Source organism: Aliidongia sp. (assembly GCF_035943795.1).
In the GTDB taxonomy this organism is placed as follows: Bacteria; Pseudomonadota; Alphaproteobacteria; order ATCC43930; family CGMCC-115725; genus Aliidongia.
The window spans coordinates 18,923-27,602 of record NZ_DASZBY010000001.1 but is presented as its reverse complement, the minus strand read 5'-3'; the positions used below and the strand labels follow the sequence as shown (position 1 = coordinate 27,602).

The 8,680-nt window shown below is 72.2% G+C and carries 1 protein-coding gene; it reads right to left on the bottom strand.

Annotated elements, in window-relative coordinates; all coding sequences use genetic code 11:
• The coding region (locus VGV37_RS00080; protein WP_326877541.1) for a hypothetical protein at positions 1-8,662 on the bottom strand (8,662 nt) is incomplete at its 3' end.
• Positions 8,663-8,680: the final 18 nt, after the last annotated feature.

Sequence of the window (8,680 nt, the reverse complement as noted above, 5' to 3'; positions counted from 1 at the left end):
CGCCGATCGTGGTCTGGACGGCATGGCCGCCGAGCGCGTCGCTGGCATTGACGTCGATCGTGTCGCTGCCGGACGAACTGCCGAGGTAGCTGAGGGTCGCGAGGTCGGCATTGACCTGGGCCACCGTGCCGGTCAACAGCAGGTCGTGGGCCGTCCCGCTGATGCCGGTCCCGATCGCCGACAGGGTGCCGGAGGTGTCGGTCAGCTCGACCGTCACGGTGCCGCTGCTCGCCGCATCGGAAACGCTGACGCCGGAGATCCCGGTCGCCGTCCCGGTCACCACCGTCTGCGCCCCCGGTACCGTCGTCACCGGCGGTCCGTTGGTCGTGACACTGATGGTCGTCTGAGCGGCATTGCTGCCCAGGCTGTCGGTCGCGTTGACGGTGATCGTATCGCCGCCGACGGTGCCCGACTGGTCCTTCAAGGTCGCGAGGTCGGCGTTCACCTGCGCCACCGTGCCGGTGATCACCAGGTCATGCACGGACCCGCTGACGCCGGTCCCGGTCGCCGACAGGCTGCCGGTCGTATCGGTCAGAGTGACCGTCACGGTCTGGCCGCCGGTCAAGGCATCTGCAACGCTGACGCCCGAGATCGCGGTGGCCACACCTTGTTCGATCGTCTGAGTGCCCGGCACCGTCGTGACCGGCGGCTGGTGGGCCGTCCCGGTCGTCACCGCGATCGTGGTCTGGGCGGCATGGCCGCCGAGCGCATCGCTGGCGTTGACGTCGATCGTGTCGCCGCCGGCCGTGGACGAAAGGTAGGTCAAGGTCGCCAGATCGGAATTGACCTGACCGACCGAGCCGGAAATCACCAGGTCGTGCGTGCCCGATCCGCTGACCCCCGCGCCGGTCGCCGACAAGTTGCCGGTCGTGTCGGTCAGGACGACCGTCACCGTGCCGCTCGCCGCCGCATCGGCGACGCTGACACCCGAGATCGCGGCCGCGGTGCCCTGGGTCGCCGTCTGCGCCCCCGGAACGGTCGTGACCGGCGGTCCGTCCGTCGTGACCCCGATCGTGCTCTGTGCGGCGTTTCCGCCGAACGAGTCCGTCGTGTTCACGTCGATCGTGTCGCCGCCCACGGTATTCGACTGATACTGCAGAGTGGCGAGGTCGGCGTTGACCTGCGACACGGTGCCGGTGATGACGAGGTCATGGGCCGAACCGCTGACGCCGGTGCCGGTCGCCGACAGAGTGCCCGTCGTATCGGTCAAGGTGACCGTGACGGTGCTGGCGGCATCCGAGACGCTGATGCCGCCGATCGCCGTCAGGGTCCCTTGTTCCACGACCTTGGCACCGGGCACCGTGACGATCGGGGGCCCGTTCGTCGTGCCGACCAGGAAGTCGGCGCCGAAGCCGGCGCCGACCGTGCTCGTCACCAGGTCGAAATTGAAGTCGACCACGAGGCTGGTGCTGCTCGCGAAGGTGCCGAGATCGAGCGCGTTGTTGGTGAAGAACGCCTGGGCGGCACTGAGCGACGTGAACGACCGGTCGAAGACCGTCGTGCCACCCTCGGTAATGTTGAAATCGAGCGTGCTGAACCCGGTTCCGATGGTCTGGTCGTCGAGCAGCCCGGCGACGAGATGGCCGGACAGGTTCGCCGTGTCGAGGTCGAACGCGATCGTGCTCTTGTACTCCTGAGACCCGGTGGCCCCGCTTGCATAGAAGGCACCTTGAGCCGCTTCGCCGAACACGGTCGAGCTTGGACCGAACGCCGCGATGACGTTGCTATGGCCCGACAGGTCCGACGAGACGGTGCCGCTGGAGGGCAGCCCCGTCACGAAGGCATAGGAATTGCGCGATGTGCCGCCGAAGCCGAAATTTCCGACGAGAGTGGCCAGGCTTTCCGCATTCGCTCCGGCAAGACCGACCTGCGAGGTTGCGATCGAAGAGACGCTGTTGACCGGGCCGCCGGTCTGGACGCTCGTCGTCGTCGCGGTCGTGTGGGCCGAACCGCTGATGCCGCGAGCCGTGGCATCAGCCTCAGCTTCCTGGCCGTTCGCCGTCGAGGCGAGCGACGTCGCGTTCGCAACGCCGATGGTAGCGCCATTGCCTCCGGTCGCCGTGGCGTTCGCGTCCGCCGTGCCCGTGTTGCCGGCGCCCGTCGCGAACGCCTGGGACGTTGCATTGGCAGCACCGCCCGCCGCGGCGGTTCCCGAACCGCTGACGGTTCCGCCGGTACCACCGGTCGCATTTGCCGTCGTGGAGACCTGCGCGACCCCGGTCAGATTGAGCGAAGACGTCGCCGCGCCGCCGACAGCCCCGCTGGTCGTGCCCGCACCGGTACCGCCGCCGCCGCCGTTCGCCGTGCTGTAGCCGGCGAGGGAACTTGCATGGATGGTGCCGGTATCGCTGAAGGTCAGGCTCGACGTTGCGGCGCCGGCAGCACCCGCCGTACCGCCATTGCTGTAGCCGCCGGCGCCGCCGGTCGCAGTCTGGTGCAGCCGCAGATAGCCGCCGGCCGTGGTGCCGCTGACCGCGTTGGTCACCGTGCTCGACGCACCGGCGCCGCCGTTGGCACCGGAATAGCCGTTCCGGCCGCTGCCGCCGGTTTGTGCGACGGTAGCGACCGCCGAATAGCCGCTGGCCGTGGCGGTCGTATTGCTGGCCACGCCGCCGGCGCCGCCCGAATGCCCGGTTCCGACGCCCCGGCCGCCGAGGCCGCCGGTCTGTGCCGCCGTCGCATAGGCACGCCCACCGGTAGCGCTCGTTTCCATGGCCGTGGCGGTGGCCCCGCTGGCAGCGCCACCGGCACCACCCGTGCCGGCGCTGCCATAGTTGCCGCCGCCGGACCCGCCGGTCGTGTAGGCCTCCGCGCTGATCGACTCGTTGCTCGTCGTGGTACTGGTGCCGGTCGCGCTCGAGGTTGCGGCACCGCCGGCACCGCCGGTTCCCGTGCCATAGGTCCGGCCGGCGGCCCCGCCGGTCGAGTGAGCACGCGCATAACCGATCGCATGGCCGCCGGTCAGGTTGATCGAGCTCGTCGCCGTACCGCCGGCCGAACCCACCGTCGTGCCTTGGGCACGGCCGCCGGCTCCGCCATTCGCGGTACTGGTACCTTGCAGGACTCCCGCCGGCGAACCGGGGTTCGCCGTGACGTCGTTGAAGGTCAGATTGGAGGTCGCGGTGCCCGCAGCACCCGCCGTGCCGCCGTTGCTGTAACCGCCGGTACCGCCGTTCGCCTGCTGGATCAAGCTCAGATAGCCGCCGGTCGTGGTGCCGGTGACCGCATTGGTCAACGTGCTCGCAGCGCCCGCGCCGCCATTGGCGCCGCTGATGCCCGACCCGCCCGATCCGCCGGACTGGATCGCCTCGGCACGGCCCGAATGGCCGCTCGCCACCGCGCTCACGCCACTCGCGACGCCGCCGGCGCCGCCGACCGAACCGGCGCCGATCCCTCTGCCGCCGTTGCCGCCGGCCACCCGGACATAGGCATAGGCCCGACCGCCGGTAGCGGCGGCCTCCGTCGCCGAACTCGTCCCGCCCGCGGTCCCGCCGGCGCCGCCATTGCCGCCTGCGGCATAGTTGCCGCCGCCCGTGCCGCCCGTCGCATAGGTGAGCGCGCTCGTCGAGTCGGTGCCGACCGTCGTGCTTGTCGCGGTGGAATGGGCCGTCGCCGTTCCGCCGGCCCCGCCCGCGTTGGTCGTGCCGGTCCCATAGGTCCGGCCTCCGGTGCCGCCGTTGGCCCGGGCGGAATTGCCCGAGTTCGCCCCGATGGTGTGGGCGCCCGTCAGCACGAGCGTGGCACTGGCCGCACCGCCGGCGCTGCCCGAATGTCCGCTGGCGCTGCCACCCGCACCGCCATTTGCGACGCTGGATCCCAGCAGATCGGTCGACTGTGTCGCATTCGCCGTATTGTCGTTGAAGGTGAGGCTGGACGTCGCCACGCCCGCGGCACCGCCCGTACCGCCGCCGCTGTAGCCACCGGCGCCGCCGGTCGCGGTCTGCTGCAGCCGCATGTACCCGCCGCCGCTGGACCCGCTGACCCCGTTGGTCAGCGTGCTGGATGCGCCCGCGCCGCCGTTGGCACCGTTGGCGCCGCTGCCGCCCACACCACCGTTCTGGGTGGCTGCGGCATAAACCGCGTCGCCCGTTGCCGTGACGGTCCCGATCGTGGCGACGCCGCCGGCGCCCCCGGCATTGCCGGCACCGCTGCCCCGTCCACCCGTGCCGCCGGTCGCCGTGGCCGCCGCGCGCGCCGCCTCCGTCACCGAACTGGTGGTCGCCGTCGCCGTCGCGTGCGCCGCGCCACCGCTGCCACCGCCGGCAGCGCTGCTGTAGCCGCCCGCACCGCCCGCGGCATTGCCCGTGGCGCTGGCGACATGGGACCCGGTGAGCGCAATCGACGAGGTCGCCGCACCACCCGTGCCGCCTGCCGTCGTGCTGCCCCCGCGGCCCCCGGTACCGGCGTTGGCTACACTGTAGCCGGTCACCGTAGTGGCCTTTGTCGTCCCGGTGTCGGTGAAGGTCAGGCTCGACGTCGCGGCGCCGGCCTGGCCGACCGTGCCGCCGCTGCTATAGCCGCCCGAACCGGCGTCGGCGGTCTGCCGCAGGGTCACGTAGCCGCCGGTGCTCGTCCCGCTGACGGCGTTGGTGAGCGTGCTCGCGGCACCGGCGCCGCCATTGGCACCGCCGAAGCCGGACCCGCCGGATCCACCGACCTGCACCACCTCGGCCCGTGCCGAATGACCGCTGGCGATCGCAGTCCCGCCGCTCGCCACACCACCCGCACCGCCCGTGTGGCCGGTGCCCGACCCTCTTCCGCCGTTGCCGCCATTGTCCCTGGTGTAGGCGAAGGCCCGACCGCCCGTGGCACCCGTTTCCGTCGTCGAACTCGTCCCCGTGCCGGTCCCGCCCGCGCCGCCGTTACCGGCGGACGAATAGTTGCCGCCGCCGTTGCCGCCGGTCGTATAGGTGGATGCGTTGGTCGAATTGGTTCCGGTCGTCGTGCTGACCGTCGTAGCGCTGCCGGTCGCGGCACCGCCGACGCCCGCGGCACCCGTGCCATAGGCACGCCCGCCCGTGCCGCCGGAGGCCCGGGCGGAGTCGCCGGAACTGGACAGGCTGTAGGCGCCCGTCAACACGAGCGTGGCGCTGGCGGCACCACCTGCGGAACCCGACGACGCGCCGGCGCCGGCGCCGCCGGCACCGCCGTTGGCCGTGCTGTTGCCCCGCACGGTGCTGGCCTGCGTCGTGTTCGCCGTATCGTCGTTGAACGTGAGACTGGAAGTCGCCGCACCGGCCGCACCCGCGGTACCGCCGTTGCTGTAGCCGCCGCTGCCGCCATTGGCGGTTTGCGCCAGGGAGAGATATCCGCCGGACGTCGTGCCGCTGACCGCATTGGTGAGCGTGCTCGACGCACCCGCACCACCGCTGGCTCCTGCGTTGCCACGGCCGCCGGCACCGCCGTTCTGCGCGGCACCGGCATAGGCGGAATTACCGCTCGCCGACACCGACGTGATGGTTGCCGTTCCGCCGGCACCGCCCGTGTGCCCGGCACCTGATGCCTGGCCGCCGAGGCCGCCGGCCGCGGTCGCGTCGGCAGTCGCCGCCTCGGTCGCCGAGCCGGTGGTGGCGTGGGACGCGGCAGTGGCAGCCCCGCCGGCCCCCCCGCTGGCGCCGCCGCCATAGCCGCCGGTCCCGCCCGTAGCGCTATCCTGGGCATTGACCACATGGGTGCCGGTCAGCGTATCCGACGACGTGGCCGCGCCGCCCACGACACCATTGGTCGTGCCCCCGCCGCGTCCACCGTTGCCGCCGTTGGCGACGACATTGGCGTAAAGCGAAGTCGTCTTCGTCGCGCCCGTGTCGGTGAAACCAAGTGTCGAGGTCGCGGCACCCGCTGCGCCTGCCGTGCCCCCATTGCTGTAACCGCCGGTGCCGCCGTTCGCGGTTTGCCGCAGCGTGATATAGCCGCCGGCCGAGATCCCGCCGACCGCGTTGGTCAGGGTGCTGGACGCGCCGGCACCACCACTGGCACCGCTATAGCCGTTACCGCCCGTGCCGCCCGTCTGCACGGCATTCGCGATCGCCGAATGACCACTGGACGTGGCGGTCGTACCGCTCACCGCGCCGCCCGCGCCGCCCGATTGGCCGGAGCCCACGCCGCGTCCGCCGCGCCCGCCGCTGTCGTGCGCGTAGGCGGAGGCCCGGCCACCGACAGCCGCGGTCTCCGTTGCCGTCGCAGTGGCGCCGATTGCGGTGCCGCCGGCGCCGCCGCTGCTGACGCTCGCGGTATAGTTTCCGCCACCGGTGCCCCCGGCAGCGCCGGCGGCGACGGAAACGGAATCGCTGCCGGCCGTCGAGCTGGCTCCCGTGGCCGTGGCCGTTGCAGCACCGCCGACGCCGGCATTGCCCGTGCCGGCGGTCCGGCCGCCGGTGCCGCCCGTCGCCGCGGCGGTATCGTTGACCGCCCGCACGCCGGTCAGGGCGATCGCGGAATTGGCCGTACCGCCCGCGACACTGGTTCCGGCACTGCCGATTTCGCCGCCGATGCCGCCGGTCGCCGTCGTAGTACCTTCCAGCGTGGTTGCCGGAGTCGGGGCGGTGTCGCTGAAAGTCAGTGTCGACGACGCCGTACCCGCCGCGCCCGCCGTACCGCCGGCGCTATAGCCGCCGGCGCCACCGTTGGCCGTCTGGGTCAATCGCAGATAGCCGCCCGATGCCACGCCGCTGACCGCATTGTTCAGTGTGCTGGCCGCGCCGGCGCCGCCACCGGCACCGGCGTAGCCGTTGCCGCCGCTGCCCCCGTTCTGCGTTGCCGTGGCATAAGCCGAATGCCCGCTCGCGGAAACCGACGTGACGGTCGCCACACCGCCGGCCCCGCCGACATGGCCGGCACCGTTCGCGCGACCACCGGCACCGCCACTCGCCGCGGCGGTTGCCGACGCCCCCTCGGTCACCGAACTGGTGGTCGCACTTGCCGCGGCATGGGAAGTGCCGCCGGCGCCGCCGCTGGCGACGCTGCTGTCACCACCGGTACCGCCCGACGCCGTATCCACGGCATTGACGCCATGGGAACCGCTCAGCGTATCGGAGGACGTTGCCGCCCCGCCCGCAGAGCCGCTCGTCGTACCGGCGCCGCGACCGCCGGTCCCGCCGTTCGCCACGCTGTTGCCATAGAGCGAGGCGGCTTTGGTCGAAGCCGCATCCGTGAATGTCAGGTTCGAGGTTGCCGCCCCTGCAGCACCCGCCGTACCGCCGTTGCTGTAACCACCAGTGCCGCCATTGGCGGTCTGACGCAGATTGAGATAGCCGCCGGTCGTCGTTCCGCTGACCGCATTCGTCAGCGTGCTCGAAGCGCCGGCACCGCCGCTCGCGCCCAAATAGCCGTTTCCGCCCTGGCCGCCGCTCTGCACGACCTGTGCGATCACCGAATGACCGCTGGCCGTCGCGGTCGTACCGCTGACGGTGCCACCGGCGCCGCCCGATTGCCCCGCGCCGTTGCCGCGGCCGCCGTGGCCGCCGATTTCCCGGGCGTAGGCTTCGGCCCGTCCACCGACTGCAGTGGTCTCGGTCGCCGTCGCGACCGCACCGGTCGCCCCACCACCCGCACCGCCTGTGGCGGCGTTGGATGTGTAGTTTCCGCCGCCCGCGCCGCCATTGGCATAGGTCAGGGCCGAAACCGATTCACTGCCGGCCGTGGTGCTCGTCGCCGTGGCGCTCGACGAGCCGGCGCCGCCTGCACCGCCACTTCCGGTACCGAACGCACGGCCGCCGGTGCCGCCCGTGCCGGTGCTCGCGGCACGAACGGCGTGGGCGCCCGTCAGATTGATCGTCGCCGTCGCGGTGCCGCCCGCGGTCGCCGAGGACGCACCTGCCGACTGGCCACCCGTGCCGCCGCCGGCGTTGCTGTTGCCGGAAACGGTGCTGGCCGGCGTCGCCGGATTGGCAGACGCGTCGTTGAAGGTGAGGCTCGACGTGGCGGTGCCCGCCGCCCCAACCGTGCCGCCGTTGCTGTAGCCGCCATTGCCCGCGGATGCCGTCTGGTTCAGGCGAAGGTAGCCGCCGTTGGATGAACCGCTGACCGCGTTGACCAGGCTGCTCGACGCGCCGGCACCGCCGGTGGCCCCGACATAGCCCGAACCGCCGCTGCCGCCGGTTTGGGTGACCGTGGCGTAGGCCCCTGTGCCCGATGCGCTAGCAGTCGTGTTGCTGGCGACGCCGCCGGCACCGGCGGTGACGCCGGCACCGGTCGCGTTCCCGCCCGTCCCGCCGTGGGACGACGCGTTCGTGGTGGTCGGCCCCGAGGCGTTGGTTCCCGCAGCCGTCGCGGTCGCGGTCCCGCCGGCACCGCCGTTTGCGCCGAGGCCGGTCGACAAGGTTCCCGAATTGCCCGGCGTGCCGGCGTTGCCGCCATTGCCGCCCGATGCCGAGGACGAGGCGACGATGCCGCCTGAGGAATTTACCGTGGTGTCGGCGCTCGCCGTCGCGGCCCCACCGGCGCCGCCGCCCCCGGCATTGCCGCCCGTTCCGCCGCCGCCGCCACCGCCGCCGCCTTGTCCGCCGCCGCCCCCGGTAGCTTCCGCCGTATTGCTGGTGTCCGTCCCGTTCCCGTTGTTCGGCGCGATGGCGATGCCGCCCGAGCCGCCTGCGGTGCCATTCGCGCCCGGCGTCGTGCCGTTGACACCAGGTGTCCCTGGAAGACCCGTTTGAGTGACGTCCATCGTTTCCCCCGTGAAAAG